General features: G+C 71.3%; 11 protein-coding genes and 2 pseudogenes. 6 read left to right on the top strand and 7 right to left on the bottom strand.

Annotated features, from left to right (window positions below; translation table 11 throughout):
* Positions 1 to 34 precede the first annotated feature (34 nt).
* From ACZ4A5_RS14635 to ACZ4A5_RS14625, 3 genes and pseudogenes are all read right to left on the bottom strand, one after another.
* Positions 35 to 1,081 carry a 3-oxoacyl-ACP synthase III family protein gene (locus ACZ4A5_RS14635; protein WP_467582595.1) on the bottom strand — a complete coding sequence of 349 codons (1,047 nt, stop codon included), beginning with the start codon at positions 1,079 to 1,081 and terminating at the stop codon, positions 35 to 37.
* A 229-nt stretch (positions 1,082 to 1,310) separates the two neighbouring features.
* Positions 1,311 to 7,976, bottom strand: a complete 6,666-nt coding sequence (locus ACZ4A5_RS14630) for an SDR family NAD(P)-dependent oxidoreductase (protein ID WP_467582686.1) — start codon at positions 7,974 to 7,976, stop codon at positions 1,311 to 1,313.
* Between the two features lie 102 nt (positions 7,977 to 8,078).
* Positions 8,079 to 8,738: pseudogene (locus ACZ4A5_RS14625) on the bottom strand (beta-ketoacyl [acyl carrier protein] synthase domain-containing protein); the annotation flags it as partial.
* 178 nt (positions 8,739 to 8,916) lie between these two features.
* On the opposite strand from ACZ4A5_RS14625, the gene ACZ4A5_RS14620 reads away from it, so the two are divergent.
* Positions 8,917 to 9,114 carry a hypothetical protein gene (locus ACZ4A5_RS14620; RefSeq protein ID WP_467582593.1) on the top strand — a complete coding sequence of 66 codons (198 nt, stop codon included), beginning with the start codon at positions 8,917 to 8,919 and terminating at the stop codon, positions 9,112 to 9,114.
* A 189-nt stretch (positions 9,115 to 9,303) separates the two neighbouring features.
* Positions 9,304 to 9,846: a hypothetical protein gene (locus ACZ4A5_RS14615; protein ID WP_467582591.1), complete on the top strand. Its 543-nt coding sequence runs from the start codon at positions 9,304 to 9,306 to the stop codon at positions 9,844 to 9,846.
* 259 nt (positions 9,847 to 10,105) lie between these two features.
* Here ACZ4A5_RS14615 and ACZ4A5_RS14610 read toward each other — a convergent pair whose 3' ends face one another.
* The gene (locus ACZ4A5_RS14610; protein ID WP_467582589.1) at positions 10,106 to 11,356 is read right to left on the bottom strand and encodes a cytochrome P450; all 1,251 of its coding nucleotides are present in this window, start codon (positions 11,354 to 11,356) and stop codon (positions 10,106 to 10,108) included.
* 219 nt (positions 11,357 to 11,575) lie between these two features.
* Here ACZ4A5_RS14610 and ACZ4A5_RS14605 point away from each other — a divergent pair, with 219 nt between their 5' ends.
* Entirely contained in the window at positions 11,576 to 12,139 is a 564-nt protein-coding gene (locus ACZ4A5_RS14605; protein WP_467582587.1) for a YbaK/EbsC family protein, read from the top strand.
* On the opposite strand, the gene ACZ4A5_RS14600 is transcribed toward ACZ4A5_RS14605, so the two are convergent.
* The 3 genes and pseudogenes from ACZ4A5_RS14600 to ACZ4A5_RS14590 all read right to left on the bottom strand — a co-directional run.
* The gene (locus ACZ4A5_RS14600) at positions 12,034 to 12,981 is read right to left on the bottom strand and encodes a hypothetical protein (RefSeq protein WP_467582585.1); all 948 of its coding nucleotides are present in this window, start codon (positions 12,979 to 12,981) and stop codon (positions 12,034 to 12,036) included. The two genes, ACZ4A5_RS14605 and ACZ4A5_RS14600, sit on opposite strands and share 106 nt — an antisense overlap.
* Before the next feature lie 6 nt (positions 12,982 to 12,987).
* Positions 12,988 to 13,272 (bottom strand): beta-ketoacyl synthase N-terminal-like domain-containing protein, encoded by a 285-nt coding sequence (locus ACZ4A5_RS14595; RefSeq protein WP_467582583.1) that lies wholly within the window; start codon positions 13,270 to 13,272, stop codon positions 12,988 to 12,990.
* A 19-nt stretch (positions 13,273 to 13,291) separates the two neighbouring features.
* Positions 13,292 to 13,522 (bottom strand): annotated as a pseudogene (locus ACZ4A5_RS14590) (beta-ketoacyl synthase N-terminal-like domain-containing protein); the annotation flags it as partial.
* A gap of 953 nt (positions 13,523 to 14,475) precedes the next feature.
* Here ACZ4A5_RS14590 and ACZ4A5_RS14585 point away from each other — a divergent pair.
* From ACZ4A5_RS14585 to ACZ4A5_RS14575, 3 genes are read left to right on the top strand one after another with little or no spacing between them, the layout of a single operon-like run.
* A complete protein-coding gene (locus ACZ4A5_RS14585; RefSeq protein WP_467582581.1) occupies positions 14,476 to 17,055 on the top strand; it encodes a DUF6603 domain-containing protein in 2,580 nt (859 codons plus the stop codon).
* Between the two features lie 7 nt (positions 17,056 to 17,062).
* On the top strand, positions 17,063 to 19,285 hold the full coding sequence (locus ACZ4A5_RS14580) for a hypothetical protein (RefSeq protein WP_467582579.1): 2,223 nt from the start codon (positions 17,063 to 17,065) through the stop codon (positions 19,283 to 19,285).
* Positions 19,282 to 22,740: a hypothetical protein gene (locus ACZ4A5_RS14575; protein WP_467582577.1), complete on the top strand. Its 3,459-nt coding sequence runs from the start codon at positions 19,282 to 19,284 to the stop codon at positions 22,738 to 22,740. The genes ACZ4A5_RS14580 and ACZ4A5_RS14575 overlap by 4 nt, the downstream gene beginning before the upstream one ends.
* The last annotated feature ends 6 nt before the right edge of the window (positions 22,741 to 22,746 follow it).

Here is a 22,746-nt window from a genome sequence, read left to right as displayed (position 1 = left end):
CTACATGGCTCCTGGTATCCGGCCGACTCGGCGTTCACAGTCTCAGGACGACGTAGCCCAGGCTCATGCCGCTGCCGACGCCGATAAGAGCGACCAGACCTCCCGGCCGGGCTTGTCCGCGCGCGCGGGCGCGGACAAGCTGCAGGGGCAGCGTGGCGGCCCCGAGGTTGCCGTGCTGGGCCACCGTCGACACGATCAGTCCCGGTGGGATAGCGAAGGCGGCGGCGAGCTCACGGTGGAAGAAATCGTTGATCTGGTGGACTCCGACCATGGCAAAGGCTGACCAGTCCGCGCTCGTCAGGCCCCTGTCGGAGAACGTGGCGGCTGCGGCGGACTCGGCCAGGCACGAGGCGGCGGCGTGGAGTGCCGGGCCGTCGACCTGCGGATAGCGTTCGTCGTCGTCGAGCGATGAACCTTCGCGGGGCCAGCGAGAACCCCCGCCGATCGTGGCCAGTGGCCATGCGGTGGAATGGGCGTGAAACACGGTGCGCAGCACGCCCGGGTCCTGCGGCCCGTCGGGGCCTGCGGTCAGGATCAGCGCGGCGCCGCCGTCCGAGAGGGTGAAACTGGCCAGGGCCCGTGCCAGGGACTCTTTGGTGGGGATGGTCCAGCGGACCACCCGGGAGGGGCATTCGCCGGAGGTGATCAAGATCGTGCGATAGGAACCGGAGGTGATGAACGCCGCGGCCACCTCGATCGCGTTGAGGACACTGGTGCAGGCATTCTTGATGTCGAACACCGGGCAGGTGAGACCCATCTTCGCCGCGACGATGTGGGCGGTTGCGGGCTCGCTCAAGTCCTGACTGGCCGCGGCGAAGATCAGGAGGTCGATGTCGTCCGGGTCGAGCACGGCGTCGGCCAGGGCCTGGGTTCCCGCGAGGACGGCGAGGTCGGAGGTGTCCTGGTCGTCGTTCATGACGTGCACGCCGTGGACTCCGGTGGTCTTGAGGAGGAAGCCGGGTGCGGGCACCGCCGCGGAGTCACAAAGATGGGTGATCTTGTGTTCGGTCTCGGTGGAAGACCGCCAGGTCGGGGGCAGGTGGACGGCTGCCCCGGCCAGGCGGGCCCGTCGCCCGGTCATCAGAGCACCACCGCCGTTACCGCCGATGTGCCCGGACGCCGCGGTGCCCGGGTGTGCGCAGCGAGGGCACTGCCCGGCACCCGTTTCTGCGTGGTGACGTCGTCGCGAGTGGCCGTCCCGTCCGGGCCCCGTGGAGCAGAGCATCGCGGGCTTGCCATCCGGTTCCTGCGATCCATGGCGGTTCCTGGGTGCTGTCGGCCTACGGAGGGTGACTTGGTTCCTGTGCCGGTCACTGTGAGGGAGTGGGGGTCGCGTGGTGGCGCAGCCGAGGGAGGATGCGCCGGGCCAGTCCGGTCACGTCGCCGGCCGTGGCCAATTCCATGGCGGTGATGCCGCAACCGAGCTGTTTGGCAACCAGGTCGGCGAGTTCGACGCCCATCAGGGAGTCCAGGCCCAACTGATCGAAGCGGCGACCGCGGTCGATGCGCTCGGGTGTGGTCTGCAGGACGTGGGCGAGCAGCCCGGTCAGGGCGTCCTCCAGCACGAGCAGGGCTTCTTCTTCGATGGCGTCGGCCAGGGCCCTGCGCAGGTTCTCGTCGGCGCCGGCTTCCTCGGGCTCCGGCAGCAGCGCCGACAGGCGCGGGGCCGCGACTGTCGGCAAGACGCGGTGCATCTTCCTCACGTCGAAGCGACTGACCGAGACAACGGTGGTGTCCGGGTGTGCCAGCAATTGTTCCAGGGCGGTGAGTGCTTCGCCGGCCTGGAGGTCGCCGAGGCCCAGGGCGGCGACCTCCGCCCCGCGGCCGGTGCGGTGCACGTATCCGGTGTCGCTGATGGCTCCCAACTGAACGGCCAGGCCGGGCAGCCCAGCCCGTCGGCGTTCGCGTACCAGGGCCTCCAAGGCGGTGTTGGCGGCGGCGTAGGAGGACTGGTGGATGTTGCCGGTCAGCGCGGCGAGGGAGCTGTAGACGACGAAGAAGTCCACGTTCCGGTCGCTCGTGAGGTCATGCAGGAGATGTCCGGCCGTCACCTTGGGCGTCAGGACGGCGCGCAGTCGCTCGTCGGTGAGTTCGGTCAGGGGGGCATCGTCGAGGACCATCGCGGCGTGGACGACGCCGGCCAGGCGGCGGCCGGTGGCATCGATCTCCGCCAGGATGCGGCGCAGGGCGTGGGGGTCGGCGGCGTCAGCAGCGTGTGCCGCCACCTGAACGCCACACGAGCGCAGGTCGGCGAGGAGGGCTGGGGCTTCGGGAGTGTCCGTGCCTCGGCGGCTGACGAGGGTCAGATGGCGGGCGCCGCGTGCGGCGAAGCGGCGCGCTGTGGCCGCGCCGAGGCCGCTGAGACCGCCGGTGATCAGGTAGGTGGCGTCCCCGTCGAGAGAGACGGGAATCCGCGGCTGGCGGACGAGCACCGGTTCGTCGAAGGTCACGACGATCTTGCCGATGTGCCGGGAGTGCCGCAGGAGAGTGAAGGCTTCGTCGATGCGGGCGGCCGGAACGGTGCGATGAGGCAGGGGGCTGTAGGCCCCCGCGTCCATCGCCGCGCGCACCGCCGTCAGGTGGGAGGCGCCCAGTGGGCTGTCTGTGATAGGCGCCAGGTCGATGCCGTAGAAGGCGATGTTGTGCAGGAACGGGGCCATGGGCAGGGAACTGTCCGCGAGGAAGTCGCGTTTGCCTAGTTCCAGGAACCGGCCTCCAGGCTTGAGCAGGCGCAGACTACGCATCAGGGCCTGGCCGGCCAGGGAGTTGAGAATCACGTCCACGCCATCACCGTCGGTGAGCTCTTGGATCTGGTCGGCGAAGTGCAGACTGCGGGAGCCCAGGACGTGGTCGGCCCCGAGGAGATGCAGCAGGTCGCGTTTGGCCGGGCTGCCTGCGGTAGCGATGACGCGGGCACCGACCTTACGGGCGTGCTGGAGCGCGGCCAGCCCTACACCGCCCGCCGCACTGTGGACCAGGAGCGTCTCGCCCTCAGTGAGGTGGGCCAAGTGGTGCAGACTGTGATGGACAGTCAGGAAGGCCACGGGCATGGTGGCGGCCTCGGCGAACGTCATCGTCGCCGGCACGGGCATCAGACCACTTGAGCGAACCAGAGCGTGAGTTCCGAAGCAGCCGAGGGCCGTGCCGGCCACGCGGTCCCCGACGGACACCGTCGTGACACCGGGGCCCACGACGGTGACCGTGCCCGCGCATTCCATGCCGAGCGGGGCGGCGTCCAGCCGCCGGTCGAGAGGGAGAGACGGCACCAGTCCAGTGGCGACGGCGACGTCGCGGTAGTTCAGCCCGGCGGCAGCGACCTCCACCACGACCTCACCGGAGCCTGGGACGGGAACGGCCGCGGGCTTCCATTCGAGGCGGTAGTGCTGTCCGGGCTGGTGGAGAGCCAGGGTGAACGGAGTCATCGCCGCGCCCAGGGACGGTTGGCGCGGCGGGGGCAGTGGCAGGACACGCGTCACGAACCGCCCGCCGGGGGTGAGCAGGACCTCGTCTTCGTCGGTCGGGGACAGCATCTCCGTCACCAGGCGACCGGCCAGCGGCGCGAGGCTGTCCGTACCCTGCCCGGCATCGGAGAGGGCGATCCTGCGGATGGCGATCCCTGGCTGTTCGTTGGCCAGAGTTCGGGCCGCGCCCCAGGCGGCCGCCCCGGCGCCCGCCGTTGAGGGCGGGCAGTCCGTACCGCCGCCGTCAGCTGCGAAGGTGACCAGCCACACCGCGACCTTGAGCGCCGCAGGGGTCTGCTCACAGGCGCTGGCGAGGGCGCGCAGCACCGCCAGGCAGCGCACCGCCTGTTCCGTCGTCTGCGAAGGGGAGGCGGCACGGCCCTCAGCCGCCAGCAGGACGATGCCGGCTGGGGCATCCGTGCCGGTCAGGAGTTCCACCCACCGGGCCGGGTCGTCGGGAGCCATGAGGGTGCTGGGCGTGTGCGGCGGGTGGTGGGCGCGCAGCGCGTCGGTCACGGCCTGCAGGAGGCCCGTGCCGTGGTCATCGAGGCAGGTCACGGCCCAGCGCCGGGCCGTGGCCCCGGTGGGTAGGGCGTGCGGCACGCGTGTGGTGTGCGGGCCGCGCGCGGCGAGGAGGACCGAGGCGTCGCCGCGGAAGGATTCGGCGGCGGCGCCAATTTGTGTGACGCCGGTGAAGCCGCAGTCCTCCAGCACCTGCGGCCATGTCTCGCAGGGCAGTAGTGGCCCCTGTGGGCGCGATTCGGTGTCGGTGACAGCCCAGTAGGAGTCCAGCAGACCGAAGACCGGGACCAGCAGGTCATGGTTGTGGAGTTCCGTGGTGAGCAGGTGTCCGCCGTCGGCCAGCAGGTGGGCCACGCGGCCCAGGGCGGTCTTGAGATCACGGACGGCGTGCAGGACGTTGCCTGCGATCACCAGGTCGAAGGAGCCGGGCGCGAAGCCCTGGCCGTCCGGGTCGGCGTCAAGATCGAGACTTTGGTAGTCGACGAAGTCGTAGGCTTCGAGACGTGCGCGGGCCTGGGGGAAGAAGGACGAGGACAGGTCGGTGAACACGTAGTGTGTGCGCTCCGGCGGCAGCTCGGGCAGTAGGGCCGCTGTCGTCGCGCTCGTACCGGCACCGACCTCCAGGACCCGCAAGGGACGGTCGGCCGGCCAGCGGGCCACGAGCGCCCGCAGCACGAGCCGGGCCAACTGGTGGGCCATCCGCGTGAGCGTCATGCTGTCGTAGAACCGGGCCGCAAGGGCGTCGGGCTCCGAGAGCAGCAGATCCAACGGGTCCGTCTCACCGCGCAACACCGCGGGCAGATTCCGACCGCACACCCCATAGATGTGGAAACTCACGGATTCCCCGGGGAAGTCCCGCAGTCCGGAGGCGACCAGCTCCTCCGGAACCGGTGCCGTGGCCGCACGCCACCGGTCTCCCTGGTCCTCTTCCAGGACGCCGCGCCGCGCGGACAGGCGCAGAAGCGATTCCAGCAGGCGGCGATGGGCCGGGGAGACACCAGCGACGATCAGGTCGTCCACGGTGAAGGAGGACACGCCCGGGAGGAACTCCCGCACGGCCGCGCTCGTGAAGTGTGCGGCGATCTCCAGGATCCGGGCGTGCAAGTCCTGGCAGGGGATGGCCTGCCAGCGGGCCATGAGCTCCGCGACCTCCTCCCGGCACGCGGCAAGAACATCCACCGGGCCCGGCAAGCGGGAAGAGCTGTCCTGGGCGCCGGGCAAGGGAGCGGCCCGCAGCACCTCGACCAGCGCCACAGGCTCGGGCGGGAGGGCGGCGTCGAAGCGCCGGGCACGGCAGTCGAGCAGTTCCAGGGCAACCTCGCCGTCCGCCGTGCTGACGGTCACATCCCACCTGACTTCTTGCTCGCTGATCTCCCGAAGCCTCAGGTGGATCAGTCCCCGGTCGGCTGCCAGCCGCCAACAACGCACCGTCCCCACGCCGGTAGGCAGGTATGCCACCGGCCGGTCGCCTACAGCGGAGAGCAGCGGGGCGACGGCCTGCAGCGCGCCGTCCAGGACTGTCGGATGCGCCGTGTACCGTGCGTCCGTCTCGACGGTGGCGGCGTACTCGGCCAGCACCTCGCCCTCGCCCACTCGCAGGCCGGTCAGGACGCGGAAGGCCGACCCGTAGGGCAGACCCGCGCGGGCACACAGCCGGTAGTGCTCGTCGTCGGACAGTGTTCCGGACAGACCGGAGCGGATCTCTTCCGCGTCGCGGGGCGGGGGTTGTTCGCGCAGCAGCCGCTGTACACGCCCGCGGGCGTGCTCCGTCCAGTCGCCGCGGCTCCCTGGCCGACTGGCGACGGTGAAAGCACCATCGGCGGTGAGCACAGAATGCAGGCGCAGGTCCAGCGTCGGATCGTCCACCGGCACGGACAGCGCCCTGTCGACGGACAGACCGACGACCTCCACGGGCCCGTCGCCGAAGACCTGGCGGCCGGCCGTGAGCGCCATGTCGGCGTAGGCGGCCGCGGGCAGGACGACGGTTTCGCCTACCCGGTGGTCGGACAGCCACGGCACGAGCTGCGGTTCGACCTCCTGCTGCCACGCCGGACAGGACGAGGACTGCCGTTCCCCGAGCAGCGGGTGTTCCACGGCCGGAACACCATCCTCCCTGAACGGCTCCCGCCACCACGTCGGGTCGCCATTCCAGTGCCGCTCCCGCTGCCACGGGTAAGCCGGCAAGGAGACCACACGCCCCCGCCGGGGAAAAAACCGGTCGTCGTCCACCTGCGCGCCGGCCGCCAGCAGGTGCGCCAGGACGCTGTCCAGGGCGCCCGGGCCGCCGCCGCTGCGGGAAAGCGTGGGCACGACGGCGATCTGCCGACCCTTTCCGCCCGCGACGCGGCGCAGATAGCCGCCCAGGACCGGATGCGGACCGACCTCCACCAGCACGTCGCACCCGCCGTCGCCCTCCATGGCGCGTACGGCTTCGGCGAACCGGACCGGTTCACGCACGTTTCGCCACCAGTACTCGGCATCGAGCGCCTCGCCGCCGAGAAGGGAACCGGTGACCGTCGAGTACATCGGAATCCGGCTACCGCGCGGCTCCAGCCCGGTCAGGGCCCTCGCCAACGGGTCCCGCAAGGCGTCCATCACCGGGCTGTGAAAAGCGTAGTTGAGGCCGAGGTCTTTGAAGAACACCTCCCTCCGGGACAGTTCCCCCTGGAGGGAAGCGAGGACCGCAGGATCGCCTGCCATCGTGACGTCGCGGTCGGTGTTGATCCCGGCGACCACCAGTTGGTCCCCGCCGTCGATGCCCGCCAGCAGCCGCCGGGCCTCGGAGGCGCCGAGCCCCACCGCTGCCATCCGCCCCAACCCGGCCGTCGGCGCCTGCGCCCGGCTGCGCTCCACGATCACCCGGCAGGCGGAGGTCCGGTCCAGGGCACCGCAGCAGTAAGCCGCCGCCACCTCTCCCACGCTGTGCCCCGTCACAGCCGCCGGTTCGATGCCGCGCGCCGCCAGCGCAGCCACCAGGGCGGCCTGCACCGCGAACAACAGCGGCTGCGCGACCTCCGTGCGCTCCCACCGCTGCGCCTCGGATGGTCCGGCCAGTTCCCGGGCCACCGACCAGCCCAGCAGTGGCGTCAACTCCGCATCGAGTACTGCAAGTTCCGTACGGAAGTCCGCATCGGTTTCGATGAGTTCGGCGGCCATCCCGGCCCACTGCGCACCGTTGCCGTTGAAAACGAACCCGATCCGGCCGTGGCCGACCGCGGTCGCCCGTGCCGTTCCCCCAGCGTTCTCGCCCTCCGCCATCGCCCGCAGTTTCCCCGCAGCCTCGTCCGCGTCGGCGGCCAGCACCACCAGCCGCTGCGGATGGCGGCCACGGCGGCGCCACGCCGTGAACCCCACGTCATAAAAGCCGTCCGGCCGCCCCTCCTGCAGGTAATCGGCCCACTGGGCGGCAGCCGCGGTCAGGGCCTGTGGGGTACGCGCGGACAACAACAGCGGCAACCGGCGAACGTCCGCCGGCGGAGACGGCGGTTCCGTCGGCGGCTCCGGAGCTGCCTCCAGAAGGAGGTGCGCGTTCGCCCCGCCGAAGCCGAAAGAGTTCACCCCGACCACGGCAGTGCCGGCAGCGGGCAGCGCGTGGGAGGCTGTCACCGGTTCCAAGCCCAGGCCGGCGAAATCGATGGCGTCATTGAGCGGCGTGGCGTGCAGGGTTGGGGGAATACTCCGCTCACGCAGCACCAGCAGGGCCTTGAGCAGCCCCGCCACGCCTGAGGCGGCCTCCAAGTGCCCGAGGTTGGACTTCACCGAGCCGATCGGCAGCGGGCCGCGTTCACGCTGCCGGCCTAGCACCTGCCCCAGGGCCTCGCACTCGACGGGGTCCCCGACCGGAGTGCCCGTGCCATGGGCCTCGACGTACGCGACCTCATCCGAGCCAATGCCCGCAGCGTCGAGGACCCGCCTCAGCAGCGCCCCCTGTGTCTGCGCGTTGGGCAGGGCCAGTCCGGCCGTATGACCGTCCGCGTTCGTTCCGCTCGCCAACACGACCCCGTACACCCGGTCCCCGTCCGCAAGGGCCGCTCCGAGCGGCTTGAGAACGACAATCCCGGCGCCCTCTGCCCGGACGTATCCGTCCGCCGCCGCGGAGAACGGTCGGCAGCGCCCCGTAGGCGACAACATCGACGCTTGCGAGAAACCCACGAAAGAGAACGGACTGAGAAGAAGGTTGGCCCCGCCGGCCAGCGCGAGGCGGGCGCCGCCGCCCCGCAGAGCCTCACACGCCTGGTGCACTGCCACCAGCGCCGACGAACACGCAGTGTCCACCACCATCGACGGCCCCCGCAGGTCGAAGGCGCACGAGAGACGGTTGGCCGTGTTACAGGCCGCCGACCCGCTCATGGTGTAGGGGTTCACTGTCGCCAGGTGCCGTTGCTGCAACTCACCGTAGTCCCGACTGGCTACACCCATCATCACCGCTGTGTCACTGCCCGCCAGGAACGCGGGATCGATTCCCGCATCGTCCAGCGCCTCAACTGCGCACTCCAGCAAGAGACGTTGCTGAGGATCCATCTGGGACGCCTCCTTCGGCGCGATCCCGAAGAACTCCGCGTCGAAGGAGGTGACATCGGGGAGGAATCCGCCTGCGTCCATGCGATATTTTCCCGGGCGCACGGGCCCCGGAGACATGAACCGCCCCACTTCGAACCTGTTCTCCGGCACCTCTCCTACCAGGTCCCGGCCCTGCTCCAGCGCCGCCCACAGCCCATCCAGCGAGGTGATCCCACCAGGCAGCCGACAGCCCACTCCCACGATCGCCACGGAACCTGACAGCAGCCCAGTTCCCTTGTGCTGCCCGACACCACCACCCAGACCCCCTGGCAAGGCCACGGCACACCCCCATTCGACGCCGAGTCCCGTCCTTGCAAGGGAGACTCCCCTTCCCGAGATGCCTTACGTAAAGAAGCGTCTTTTTCATGCTTACGTGGAAGTAGAAGCACATATAAGCGATGATTACCCTATTTGGATCATTAGTTATGGTAGCCTCCTCGATCGGTCAAGCCTCCAAGACTGGCTGCCCATACCGATGAACCTCAGCGTGAACATCGTCATCGCCAGCACTCTCGGCAGGCGTCCGTTGGGTGCTGATCGCGCGCAGTTGCCCGCACCCGAGATCGTCTGACGCTTCAGCGATCACGGACCCATGGTTTCCCCGGACCGGGCTGTGATCCTTGCGGGGCTGTCAGTCAAGCACCCCTGAGCACCCATACGGGGAAATTTGCTGCGTGATGGCTATCAGGGGGTGACGTGTCCTGCTGTTCTGGACGCACCCCGCATCCCAGGGGGTGGAACGCGCAGCAGGAGGCGGCTCATGCGGCTTTCGCGACGCACCACCACGGCAACGTCCCAGACCCCTGACCTCACCGGCCGTGCGACCGGCCGGCTGGCACGCAGAACCGGGATCGGCCTGAGCACTGCCCTCCTGGCACTGGCTGGCCCCGCCCTCGGCACCACAGCTGAAGCCGCGGTATCCCGCGCCGCCGCCCTGGCCGGCGACTACTGCGGTGACGTGCACCAGCTCTACGACAGCGACCACTGGATCTACTCCGAGGTCGCGGGCTGCCCGCGCCACGACCCCGGCGGGAGCCGGGGCACCGTGAACAACTTGGGTGCCGCCCCCGGGCGGCCGGTCGTCGTGATGCTCAACGACAACGGCCGCTCCTATGCCCCCACCACCGGCGCCCTCGCCAACCATGGAAATTTCGAATGGGGCCTGATGGTTCCCCGCTACAGGAACCCTGACGGGCTGCATCACGACGCGGTCCGCACCACGTGTACCTTCACCGACACACCCTCGCACACCGGTCCTCCACCTGTGCCACTTCCGGCCTTCGAATGGTGGTGGGAACTATAGGCTCAAGGTGGCGCCTCCACCTACGCGATCAGAATTCGTGGGGATGTGCTCACCTTGCGTGTGACGCGTTCAGCATGTTCCTGAGCGTGGTGGCGGAGATACCGGTGTCTGCGGCGATCTGCGTGAGGGACTGTTTGAGCACGTGTCGGCGGTGCATCAGCCGCAGGTGTGCGGCGCGGTCGGGCGTGCTGGTTCTGGGGGTGTGGTGGTGCCCTAGGCGGTGCGAAGGAAGCGTGGGGCGGCGGAGGCGCAGGTGGAATCAGCCCTGCCCCACGTGCTCTCCTGCCGCCAGTCGCAGCGATGTGTGGTCGACCGTACGGGGCAGCGGGCGCCCGGGCCCCAGCCGGTGCGCCGAGGACAGCCGCCAGTCGTGGCGGAGCAGTTCGGAGAGCAGGGTGACGCTGGTGAACAGCACGATGTTCCTGCCCGGGCACTCGGCGGGACCGCGGCTGAACGGTGCGATGGCCCAGTCCGCCTCGGCCCGCCCGTCGAGCCATACTTCAGGCTCGAAGCGGTCGGCGTAGGACAGGCGCCGGGCGTCGCGGTGGAAGTACGAGCTGCAGAAGATCACCGCGGTGCCCGCGGGGAGTGTCACGCCGCCCGGCCAGCGCGTCTCGACCGTGGTGTCGCGCAGGAGGGCCAGGGAGGTGGGCCACAGCCGCTGCGATTCCAGGACGGCGGCCCGGAGGTACGCGGGGTCGGTACGGGCCTTGGCCGCCTGCTGCGGATGGCCGGCGAGCAGGCCGAGCGCGAGGTAGGCACCGATCGGGGCGGCGTCGAAGGCGAAGAACCAGTGCTGCATCTGGGCCACCGGCTTGATGTCGGGCGTCGTCGGAGTGGCGCGCACCGCGCGTGCCAGGCCGCCCGGCTCGGGCAGGTCGATATACCGCTGTGTGCGGGCGAACAATTCCCGGCGCAGGCGGTCCCTTTTGCGGTGCAGCGTGAACCAGTTGCCATCGCCGCGCAGCTTGTCCCGCAGCTCGGTGATGCGCTCGTCGTCGCGCGCGGTGTCGCCGAATATGATCCGGCGCACGATGCGTTGGTAGGCGGCGTGAAACCGCTTCCAGGTGACGGTTTTACCGACCAGCAGCGGTCGGACCTCTTCCTGGATGGCCTTCCGGAATGCGTCGTGGAACCGGTGCTCCACGGCGGGATAGTCGAGCGCGGCCTCGTTGAACCTGCGCCGCTCGGCGCGGGCGGGGCCCGCGGTGATCAGCACGCCGTCGGGTTCGAAGTGCGAAAGGGCGGCTGCCTTCTCCTTGTTGGCGGCCGTGAACGACGTGTCCGTCTCGTCGAGGACCCTGCGGGCGTCCTCGGCCGAGAGGAGGACGATGCCCTTCCTTCCGAGAGCGCTGACCAGCACCGGGCCCGGGCCGTGGCGCTCACGCAGCCGGTCCAGGGACCGGCAGCACCAGGCGTTGGTGTCCAGTCCGGCCGCCAGCCGGACGGTGAGGGGGCGGCGGATGATGGGGCCTTGGGCGAGGTTGGGAAGCAGACCGAAGGCGATCAATCGAGCCGTGTCTGCCCAATTGGCTCGGGTGACTTCTTGGGCCACAACTGGACCTCCCTCTTTCCGGCCAGCCCTGGAGATGACTGTCCCGTGTTCCCGCCTCTGATGCGTGAAGGGGGAAGCATCACTCCATAAAACAGTGGTGGTCCGATGAGTCCTCCGCATCGTGTGATCCCGCAGTCCGGGAACGCGCGGCACCATCCTCGCTATCATCTTCCCATGAGCGACCAGGTACGCGTTCCGTTCGGGAACTTCACGGATGTCAGCACGGCACTGGAGGTCCGCGACCCCCTGGCCGGCCCCGTGTCCGAGGCCCTCCGGACCTGGGAGGCCCGCGAGGCTGCCGAGTCCGTGCTCTATGTGGACACTGACCCCGGCCTGGCGGACACCACGGTCTTCTGCGACGCGTACGACGTGGCGCCGCGGGCATCCGCGAACTGTGTGGTGGTTGCCGCCAAGCGGGGTGGGAGCACCACCCTGGTCGCTTGCCTGGCCCTCGCTCACACTCGTGTCGACGTGAACAACGCCGTTCGCCGGCACCTGGGAGCGCGTAAAGCCTCCTTCGCCCCGCTCGACACGGTGGTCGCCGAGACCGGCATGGAGTACGGCGGCGTCACTCCTGTCGGCCTGCCTCGCGCATGGCCGCTCCTGATCGACAAAGCTGTGGCCGACGCCCCTTACGTCCTCATCGGCAGCGGTCGGCGCCGGGGCAAGCTGATTCTCCCCGGTAGTGCGCTGGCCCAACTCCCCGGCGCGGAAGTCCTCCCCGAGCTCGCGGTTTGAGCACCGTCCCGGAGCCGGCCTGTCACCGGCACCGGAAGCCGGCTGGCCCCGGTGCCGGTCATTCCGGGCCGCCCTGCCAGGTCACGCGCATCGCCTCCGCCCCCCCGGATGTGCGGCCGACGTTGACATCCTCCCGCGCGTAGCGGACGAACATGCCGGCACCGGCCGAGGCGTTGTGGCGCGCCTGCTCCTCGACCGAGCCAGTCGGCGAGGCTGCGCGCGTTGCGCGCCAAGGTTTCCGTCGAACCCGCCGACAGCAGATACACCTGCGGGCCCGCCGTCGGGGTGTGGCCCCCGGTGCTGGGGGCAGTGGCTGGCGAACGTCGTGACGAGCCGCTGCGGGTGGGTGCCTGTCCGAGCACGAGGTGCGCGTCGGTGCCGACCAGCCCGTAGGAGGACACCGCCGCCAACCGAGTCCCCTCGGCGACCGGCCACTTCCCCAAGGAGGTGGGAACGAACAACCGGGACTTCTCACGTCGGCTGATCTGCCGGTTCCACGTCTGGAAATTCAGGTTCGGCGGGATCGCCCCGTGCCGCAATGCCTGGACGGCCTTGATCGTGCCGGCTATACCCGAGACCGGCTCGGTATGCCCGATATTGGTCTTGACCGAACCCAACGCACAAGCACCTTGGCCGACCCCGTACACCGCGTCCAACGACTCGAACTCCACCGGGTCACCGACTGCGGTACCCGGCCCGTGGGTCTCCACCAGACCCACCGCACCGGGATCGATGCCCGCGCGCGCCACCACCTGCCGGAACAGCTCTTGCTGCAACGCGGTGGACGGCGCGGTCAACCGGCCGGACCGACCGTCGTTGTTCGTCCCCGATCCCCGGATCACCGCCAGTCAGTACCCGATCACCATCACCGGGCCCCGGAGATCGAGCCCGAACGCCACTCGGCCGGCGGCACCGGCATGGAAATCGCCGAACAGATACAGGGAATCCAGCGCCTCCTGAACCGGCCTGGCCTCTCGCCAGATATTGTCCGGCGAGTACACCCCCATGTACACGCCCGTACGTGATCCCCGTATTCGGTCGACCGGGAGACCGGCGTGCTCCACCGCCTCCCAGGACACCTCCATCAGCATCCGAAACTGCGGGTCCACCCACGGCGCCTCCACCGGAGCCACTGAAAAACGCCTCCGGGTCCCACGACCACGGATCACCGTCGACGAAACATCCCACCCCGTAACGATTCACGCCATCGGGATGCTGATACTCCTGCAGCCGGAGCGCATCCCACCGCCCCGCCGGTACCGGCCCGGCCGTCTCACGCCCGCTGGCCACCAAATCCCATAAACCAGCCAGTGAACCCACCCCGCCCGGCAGCCGACACCCCATACCAATGATCGCAACAGGATTCTCAGCCGACGCGGACATCGTTCGATACCTCCATGCTTCTCAGATCACGAAGCCCCCGCCCGACGGTCTCGCCGGCCATCGGCACACCTCCCGCTGGCATCTCCGTACCGCCACAGGCTCCACACCACCGTCCACCACGGCCGGTACCGGAGACTGGCACCCCCATTGAGAGCGCGCGTGACGGCCTTGGGAAGACGCGACGAACCAGCGCTCGAAGCAGACATCACACAGCTGCCGTAACGCACGCCCGTTCGTAGCTCTGATGCGCCCCCACTCGCCTGTCGCGGTAAATGCCGTATCAACTGCACGCCTCAGTACGGTCCCCGGAGTGATACGCACGCCCTGGCCTCGACGCAGTCGCCCAGCACGGCGCCTCCTACACCCCCGACCGCCCGCCGGCGGGGAAGCCGATCGGAATGCAGCCCGGAGATCCGGGCGAGCCCCGTCGGCGGGACACCCGCTGTGGCATGTTCTCGCCCGCCGCCCGGAGGAACTGCTCGGCGCCGAAGACCGCGCCAACTCCCTCACATACGGAACTTCCCGGGACCCGTCGGCACTGAAGTGGTTTCACCCTTGCCGGCCGGGCCGTATCGACAGCATCTCAGAAACCCTGCCGTGAAAATTCCGGCGACATCCCGGCTACGGTCGCGCGAGCCGCCGTGCGAGTTCCCGAGCGGGACGATGTTCGGGTGTGCAGCACACCACACACCGTCAGTTGGCTTACGGATCGGCTGTGCGCATAGATTTAAGATGTTGATCATCGCCCGCTTTGCGCGTAACCGGCCGCCGATAATTCAGTCAACTGTTGAACAAAATGAATCGAGCTCATCAGGACCGAACTCGCCGGGGAAATCGGCCTGGTGTCGCACGGCTCCTGCCCTGAGACGAGATACCTGCCGGGTTTCCTGAGCGCGAAGTGATCCCCTTTCGACTCCCCTCCGATTTCCATTTCCCGGCCCGGAAGGTGCCTCTTGTTCGCCCTGCTCGTCGATGCGCGACTTGCCGCCAAACTCAGCGACCTCCCCCTGGTCGGCGACCGCGTCTCCCCTGACCACGACCTCGGCATCACCGGCGTGAAAGCCGTCATCGCCTCCGACGCCCTCACCGCCGATCAGGTGAAAGCACTCAACGAACAGATATCCCGCCTGGACGGCGACCATCCGAGGTTTCCCGAGGAGACCCGCGGGCGCGCTCTGGTGGCCCTGGACTACGAGTGGGGAGGCGAGAAGCGCACCCCCTTGATGTTCCGTCTCGCCGGCGCGAAGCCCGTCAAGGACAACGGGCACGACGCCCCCGCCCCCAAGTCGCTCAATACCGCGCCGGTCGCGGCGACATGGGCGGTATCAGCGGCGACGGACGTCCAGGCGGCCGCGCCGGCAGCACCCGACGCCCCGGACACTCCGGCCGCCGCGTGGGTCACCCTCGACCGTTCCTTCGGCCCGCTGTACTTGCGGCGCCTGGGTGCGAGCTACCAGGACGAGAAGCTCTGGGTCCTCTGCGATGCCACGGTGCACGCAGGCCCCTTGGAGCTGGGCGTGGACGGGCTGGGGCTGGGCATCGCCCTGGACGGCAAGGACTTCACGCCCTCCGGTCGGCTCGACGGGCTGAGCCTGTCCTTCCGCAAGCCGCCGCTGGAGATATCCGGCGCGTTCGTGAACAAGCCGGTCACCGCCGACTCGCCCTACGACCGGCTGATCGAGGGCAGCGCGCTGATCAAGACCCCGAGCGCCAGCTTCGGGGCTATCGGCGCCTACGAGCACCTCAAGAGCGGAACCCAGTCGATGTTCCTGTACGCGGAGTTGGGGGCCGCGTTCGGAGGTCCTCCCGCTTTCAGGGTCACCGCGGTGAAGGCGGGTTTCGGTTACCACAGCGCCCTGCGCGTGCCCGCCATCGACCAGGTCGCCGGCTTCCCCCTGCTGCGCGGGCTCGCCGGGGCCGGCGAGGGCACGCCGGCCGAGCCCCTGGACGTACTCAAGGAACTGACGGAGGGGAGCGACGGCGCTCCCGCCTGGGTCACCCCGCGCGAGGGCAACACCTGGCTGGCCCTCGGCCTGGACGCGGACATCTTCGAGATCGTCCACTGCAAGGCCCTGGCGTTCGCCGAGTTCGGCCCGGACGACCTGGTGGTGGGGCTGCTCGGCTCGGCCAAGGCCCAGTTCCCCGACCCCGAGAAGAAAATGGGCGAGCCGTACGCGAGCGTCGAACTGGACGTCTCCGCCGTCTACCGGCGCTCCGCCGACATGCTCGCCGTCGACGCCCGCCTCGCCCCGGACAGCTTCCTGCTCGACCGGTCGGTGCACCTGACCGGCGGGGCGGCGCTGCGCCTGTGGTTCGGCGGCAGCGGCCACCCCGGCGACTTCGTCTTCACCATCGGCGGCTACCACCCGCGCTTCACCCCGCCCCCGCACTACCCGCGGGCGGACCCGGTCGGCATCGACTGGACCTCCGGCTCCGAGCTGGCGGTGAAGGGCACCAGCTATTTCGCGCTGACCCCCTCCGCCGTCATGGCCGGCGGCCGCCTGGAGCTGCGGTACGACGGCTCGTGGGCCAAGGCCCGGGTCGACGTCGGCTACGACGCCCTGGTCGAGTGGGCGCCGTTCCACTACGAGGTGGACGTATGGGCGGAGGTCACCGCCCAGGTGTGGCTGCTGTTCGGCTGGAGCGGCGAGGCGTCACTGGGCGCGCGGCTGTCGGTGTGGGGCCCGTCGTTCGGCGGCACCGCACAGGTGAAGGTGCTGGGTATCTCCATCCCGATCGACTTCGGCGAGCCCAAGGCCGGGCCCGCGCCCATCGGCTGGGAACAGTTCCGCACGCTGCTGCCGCGGCTGCCGCTGACGCTCGCACCCGTCGACGGACTCCACCCCGACCACGCCGCGCGGGCACAGCGGGGCGGCTCCGACGCGTGGACCGCCACCGCCGACGGCTTCGCCTTCACCGTCGGCAGCGCGTTCCCCGCCTCCAAGCTGAAGGTCAACGGCGAGGACGAGACGAAGGACAGCCACGCCGAGGTCGGTATCCGTCCGATGGGCAAGTCCGGCCTCGACGTCACGCTCTCGGTCACGGTCGAGGAGGAGACCGAGGACGGCCACTGGCGGCAACTGCCCGCCGACCGCTGGCAGGACTGGGACATCAAGGTGCACAAGGCGCCGCAGCCGACCGCGCTGTGGGGCTCCGGGAAGGCCGGTGACGCGCTGAGCGCGGCCCCCTTCGTCGACGGCCTGGTCAGCGGGGCACGCATCGCCGTGCCGGAACCGCGCCTGCCCGAGGCGGCCGCGTCCAGCCGCAGCGGCCGCCTCGCCCACGCCCCGCTGCCCGAAGGGATCCTGCCGCTCGACCCGGACGCGGTCCCCGCCGGGGTCCGCGGGGAGCGGGAGAAGACCGCGGGGACCGGCGAGCTGCGGGTCGACACACCCGAGCAGACCGCGCTGCGCAAGGCCGCGCTCGCCGCCCTGGCCGCCGCCGGTCATCCGCTCGACGCCGCCCCGGAGCTCGGCCGCTACGCCCGCGAAGCGGCCTTCTCCTCCCCGCCCCTGCGACTCGTCCACTCGTGAGGACCTCATGACCACGCACCCGACCGAGCAGTCCGCACCGGCGGACGACAGCCCCGTCACCTTTCACGACCACCTGCTGCCCGGCATCGAAGCCGGCCGCTACCGGATCACCGTCGAGCAGCAGCTGCCCGCCGAGGACCTGCCGGGAGCCCGGCTCGACCCGGTGGAACAGATCGTCGACGTACGGGCCGCGCAGTTCCGTCTCGACCCCTCGTGGGTGCACGCCGTCTACCCGGCCGCGCACAGCCAGGGTCCCTTCCACGGCCTGCTCCCGCACATCACGCTCAACCCGGCGGCCCTGCCGTGGGAGCGCGAGCCCTTCACCGGCGATGTCCAGAACCCCGCCCGGGCCCCGTGGCTGGCGCTGCTGCTGTTCGGCGAGGGCGAACTGCCCGGCGACCCCAACGCCCTGGGCACCACCGCCCCGCTGACCGTACGCGCGCTCCTCGACGGCGACGCCGCGGTCTCGGGGCCCGCCCTGGACCGGGACGCCGTCGACCCCGCTCTGCTCGACACCCCCTGCCAGATCGTCGATGTACCGGGGGAACTGCTGGCACAGCTGCTCCCCGAGCCGGCCGGTCTCGCCCTCCTCGCCCACGTCCGCTCGGGCGGCGAGGACGCCGCGCCCGCCGAAGGCCAGGACGGCCGGCCGGGCCAGGACGCGCACGCGGTCGTCACCACCGCGCGCTTTCCCGCCGCGGCCCAGGGCCGGTACGTGGCTCACCTGGTCTCGCTGGAGGGCCACACGCCGCCCGGGCCGCGGGCCGACGGCAAGCCCGTGCGCCTGGTGTCCCTGCACAGCTGGACGTTCACCTCCTGTGCCGAATCCGGCGACAGCTTCGGCCGGCTGGCCGGACGCCTCACCCCGGGGCACGGCGAGCACAGCGCCGCACCGCTGCGCCCGGCCGCTGCCGCGGACAGCGGGCTGCCGGAGGATCTGGGCACCCTGCTGGAGCAGGGCATGGTCCCGATGACCCACATCACCGAGTCCGGCGAACGCGCCCTCGCGTGGTACAGCGGCCCGTTCCTCCCCCGCGTCGCGCCCGAGCTGCCCCGTCCTGAGGACGGCCACTTCCCCGACGCCGACGGCCTGTTGCTCCACGAGCCGCGGACCGGCACATTCGCCACCGGCTATGCCTGCGCCTGGAACGTGGGCCGCGCCCTGGCCCTGGCCGACCCTGGCTTCGCGACGACCCTGGTCCGGCTGCGCCACCAGGGCCGGCTGCGCCGGGCGACCGACCGCCAGTACGCGACGTACCGCCGGCAGCTCTTCCACAGCGCCCCGTCCGCCGGTCCGTCCCCCCGCACGGCCGCTGCCCCTGCGGCCGCGCCCACGCCGCCCGAGCAGCCGACGCCGCGCGAGCAGTTCGAGGAGCTGCTGCGCGGCGGCGCTCTCGGCGCGCTGGCCGCGACCTTCGGCATTCCCGAGGACGACGAGCCGCGCCCCCGGACCGTACGCGCCGCTCCCACCGCTCACCGCCCGGGCGCGCCGAAGCGCTCCGCCGCCGCGCGGCGGCCGACGTCGGACGCGCGGGAGACGGCGGCGTGGCTGGCCAGGCTGCGCACGCTCAGCGGAGTGCCGTTCGACTACCTCGTACCGGACCAGCGGATGCTCCCGCCCGAGAGCCTGCGCCTGTTCCACGTCGACCGCGGCTGGCTGCACGCCCTGCTCGACGGCGCGCGCAGCCTCGACCGGCACCCCGGGGCCGACGCCGCGACCGACGCCGAACTGGACGGCCTGCTCGAGGGCCAGGGGCCCGTGCCCGCCGCCGGTCTGCTGCTGCGCTCGGCCCTCGTCCCGGGCTGGCCGACGCTGCGCGTCGAGGCCCGCGCGGCCTCCGGGACCGTCCCGGTCGAGGTGATCCGCAGCGAGGCCCTGGGCGCCGACGTCCTGCTGATGCTCTTCGACCGGATGCCCGACCGCCTGACGATCAGCGAACCGCGCCAGGGGCTGCACTTCGGCGTGGACGGCCAGGGGAACGTGGCGCCGCGCAGCCTGGCCCCCGGTGAGGTCGGCCGGCCGCTGGGACGCTCGGTGCCCGTCGCCGCCGACCCGGCCCTGACCGTCACCACCCCGGCCGGGGCACGGGTGCTGGACGTCGGCAGGCTCGCGGCCCGCCTCGCCGAGGACGTCAAGCCCGGATCCCTCCTCTCCCCCGCCGAGTTCGCCGTGCAGCTGGTGCGCGCCCCCGAGCAGCTGACCCTCTCCTTCGAAGGAACCACCCGATGAACACCGACCTCCTGGTCCCCGTAAGGCTCCGGGCCCTGGTCGTCAACGACCAGGTGCGCGACCGGGACTCCTTCCTCCGCTGGGTGCCCAACTACCACCTGCTGGGCGTCCACCGGTCCCCGGAGCCGTCGCCCTACGCGAGCACGGAGTCCTCCCTGGAGGCGGGCGTGTACCTGCACTGGGAGCTTCCGGCGGCGCTGCGCAGGGCGACCACGCCCGGCGGCGAGGTCACACTCCCGCCCGCCCCGAACCGCTGGCTGGTCGTCCGGCACGCCTACACGGCCGAGGGCGAGTACACCACCGCCGCGTGGGTCGTCGAGAGCGACTTCCTCGACAAGCGCACGGGCACCGTCCCCTATCTGCGCCCCGGCCGGGGCCACGTCACCCCGACCCGGATCGGGCGCCACACCGAGGCCGCGCGGTGGGCGGAGTCCGCGGCGGAGCAGCCCACCTTCCTGACCGCGACCGGCCCGGGGACCCTGGCGTTCGCCGCGTTCCAGCCGCACTGCCAGGACGTCTTCTCCTTCCACGACCCCTTGGCGCAGCTGCCCGGCACGTTCGACCGCCTGGGCTACCAGGTCATCGGTTGGCACGCGACGCGCTCCGACGACCCGCTCGACGACCCGCGGGTACGCGAGGCTCTGGAAGGCTCCCTGGGCTGGCAGGCCGACCGCACCCCGCCTCCGGGGGCCCGTACCGTCTACACCGGCCGCGTCCACAGCGTGTCGCCCCACTACGACCCCTCCGGCGAGCAGCGGCCCGACCCGACGGTGGCCGTCGCCGACAGCGCCCGCTCCGCGCTCACCGCCCTGACCACCCACAAGGCGGCCACCGACGCGTCCCTCACCCTCGCGCCCGCGCTGCTCGACCAGCTCCAGAGCAACACCCTCGCCCGGGCGGACGAGCCGGACAATACGCATCGTCTCGCCGACATCCTGCTCGGCGCCGGCTTCGGCGAGAGTACGGTCGCGTACGCCTGGCACGCGGTGCCGCCCAGCACCGCGGACGAGGCCGCCTCCCCCGAGGACGTGCGCCGCGCCCGGGCCGTCGAGGCCGCCCTGAACGCCGCGCAGCACGCCTACGACCGGGCGGACCGCGAACTGGCCGGGCTGCGCCGGAGGCTGTACGGCATGTGGCGCCTCCAGGGCCTGCCCGTACTGCCGCGCGGCTACCACCACCAGCAGCTGACACAGGAGCTCGACCCCACGCGTGAGGGCAGCCTCGCCGCACGCGTACGCGCCGAACGGCAGGAGGTCGACCGCCTCCGGGCCGCCCTCCCCGCCGGGGACACGCCCGCACAGCTGACGGAATCGGTCCGCCAGTACGCCCAGGCACACGGCCTGCCCAGCGGGTGGGACCTCAAGCGCGTCGCCCCGGCCCTCTTCCACCGGGCCCTGGACCCCGCCGTCGTCCTGCAGGGCGCCGGCTCCGTGCCCCACGCGGACGACACGCCACTGCGCTGCCGGTTCGGCGACCAGACCGTGACCGCCGTACAACTCGGCGACAGCTCGGATGAGTTCACCGCCGAGCGGGCCGATCTCGCGTGCAACACGCTCGACCTCGGCGCCGGCGAGCACGCCGCCATGCCGGGCTCCACCCGCGCCCTGCTGCGCGAGGCGTTCCTGCTCGACCCGCACAGCCCGGCCGTGCGGCCGCGTCCGGCGGACAGCCGGCCGGACACGGCGCCGACGGTGACTCCGCGCACCGGCACCGCCCCGGCCTTCGGCAATGATCCCTGGGAACAGCCGTGGCGTCCCCTCCACCTGCTCTGGGAGATCGAGTACCACCCCCTCCCGTACGAGCAGTGGCAGTTCGACGGTGACCGCTACTTCTGCCCGCGGCCCCGGCCGCGCCCCGAGGCCGCGCGCACCTACACCGGCCGGACGCTGCTCAGCGACCACCTGCCGCGGAGCCTGGCCGACCAGCTCCGGCAGTACGCGCCCGACAACCACGAACTCGCCCCGCACTGCGACGCGTTGGCCGAGCGGATGGTCCGCGGGGACATCCTGTCCAGCTCGCTGGCGGGGCTGCGCGACATGCTCATCGGCCAGGACCCCGGCCAGGGCGTCCCTCCCCTGGGCGCGCCGCCGGAGCTGGCGGAACTGATCGGCGACGCCTACCGCACCAGCCCCGACCCGGGCCCCCTGCCCGTGCCTTTCGAGGGCTGGCCGGACTCCGGCTTCCAGCAGCTGCGCGCGGGCCAGTTCCGCTTCCTCAGGCTGACCTTGGTGGACTCCTTCGGGCGCGCCCTGGACGTCATCACCCCGGCGGGCACCGGAGGGGCGAGCGGCCTCCGGCACCCGGTGGTCGCCGATCACCTGCGCCCGTCGCACGCGGCCCTGGACACGAGTCCGGAGCACGTCGTCCAACTGCCGCCGCGCCTGCCGCAGGCAGCGCGCCTCGGACTGGACCTCATGGACGCCGCCCGCGAGACGCACCAGGCCACTCACTTGGACGACGGCAATCCGATCGCCGGCTGGATCGTCCCCAACCTGGTCGACGGCTCGCTCACGGCGTACGCGCCCGACGGCACCGCCCTCGGCCTGCTGCGCTGGGCGTACCGCATCGGCCGGCCGGCCCGGGAAGCCGTATGGACGCCGCTGCCCGGCGCCGCCCCTGCCGACCTCGACGCCCTGCGCACCGCCTTCCCCCACGTGCACTCGCTCGTCACCTGGTTCCAGGGCACAGGGACGGAGGGCAGTCCGCTGCCCGCCGCCATGGACCTCCTGGAGACCTCGCTGGTGGACATCGTGCCCACCGCGGGCGCCGCCACGGCCGCGCTCGCCGGGCGCCCGCTGGCCCTCGTCCGCTGCCGCCTCCACCTGGAACTGGACGGGCCGCCGCCCACCGACCCGGGCTGGCGGCACATCTTCGACCACGAGCCGCCGCGGCCGGAGTTCACCGGCTACTCCTGGCCGGTGCGCCTGGGCGAGCGACTGCGTATGGGCGACGGACTGGTGGGCTACTTCGCCGACGCCGACCCCGGCGTGCTGCGCACCGTGGTCGCACCGGGCGACGCGCATCCGCGCATCGCCGCCATCGGCGACGGAACCCACCTGCGCGTCACGGCCGGGGCGGACCGGCACCTGACCCTGCTCGTCGACCCGCACGCCCCCGTGCACGCCACGACCGGTCTGCTGCCCACCGCGACACTGGAGATCCCCCACCGTTTCACCGACGGCCCGCTGACCCGCATGCGTACCGTCCTGCGCACCGGGCCGCTGCTCACCCCGGCGGCCGCCCTTCAGGAGGGCAGCGTCGCCCTGCCGGTGCGCACCGTCGACGACCAGACGTGGACGTGGGCGGAGCGTGCCGTCGACGGCACCTGGGCCCACTTCGCCACCTCGGCCGCGAGCACCACGCCGCGCTGGGACGGCCGGGCCCCCGTGCTCCGCTCCGGCCTGCTCACCTCCCGCGGCCCGCTGCCGCCGGCCGACGCCGCCACGTCCGAGTAACCCCGC

The organism is Streptomyces sp. NPDC025618 (assembly GCF_055558795.1).
This window is presented reverse-complemented; position numbering and strand designations above follow the sequence as displayed.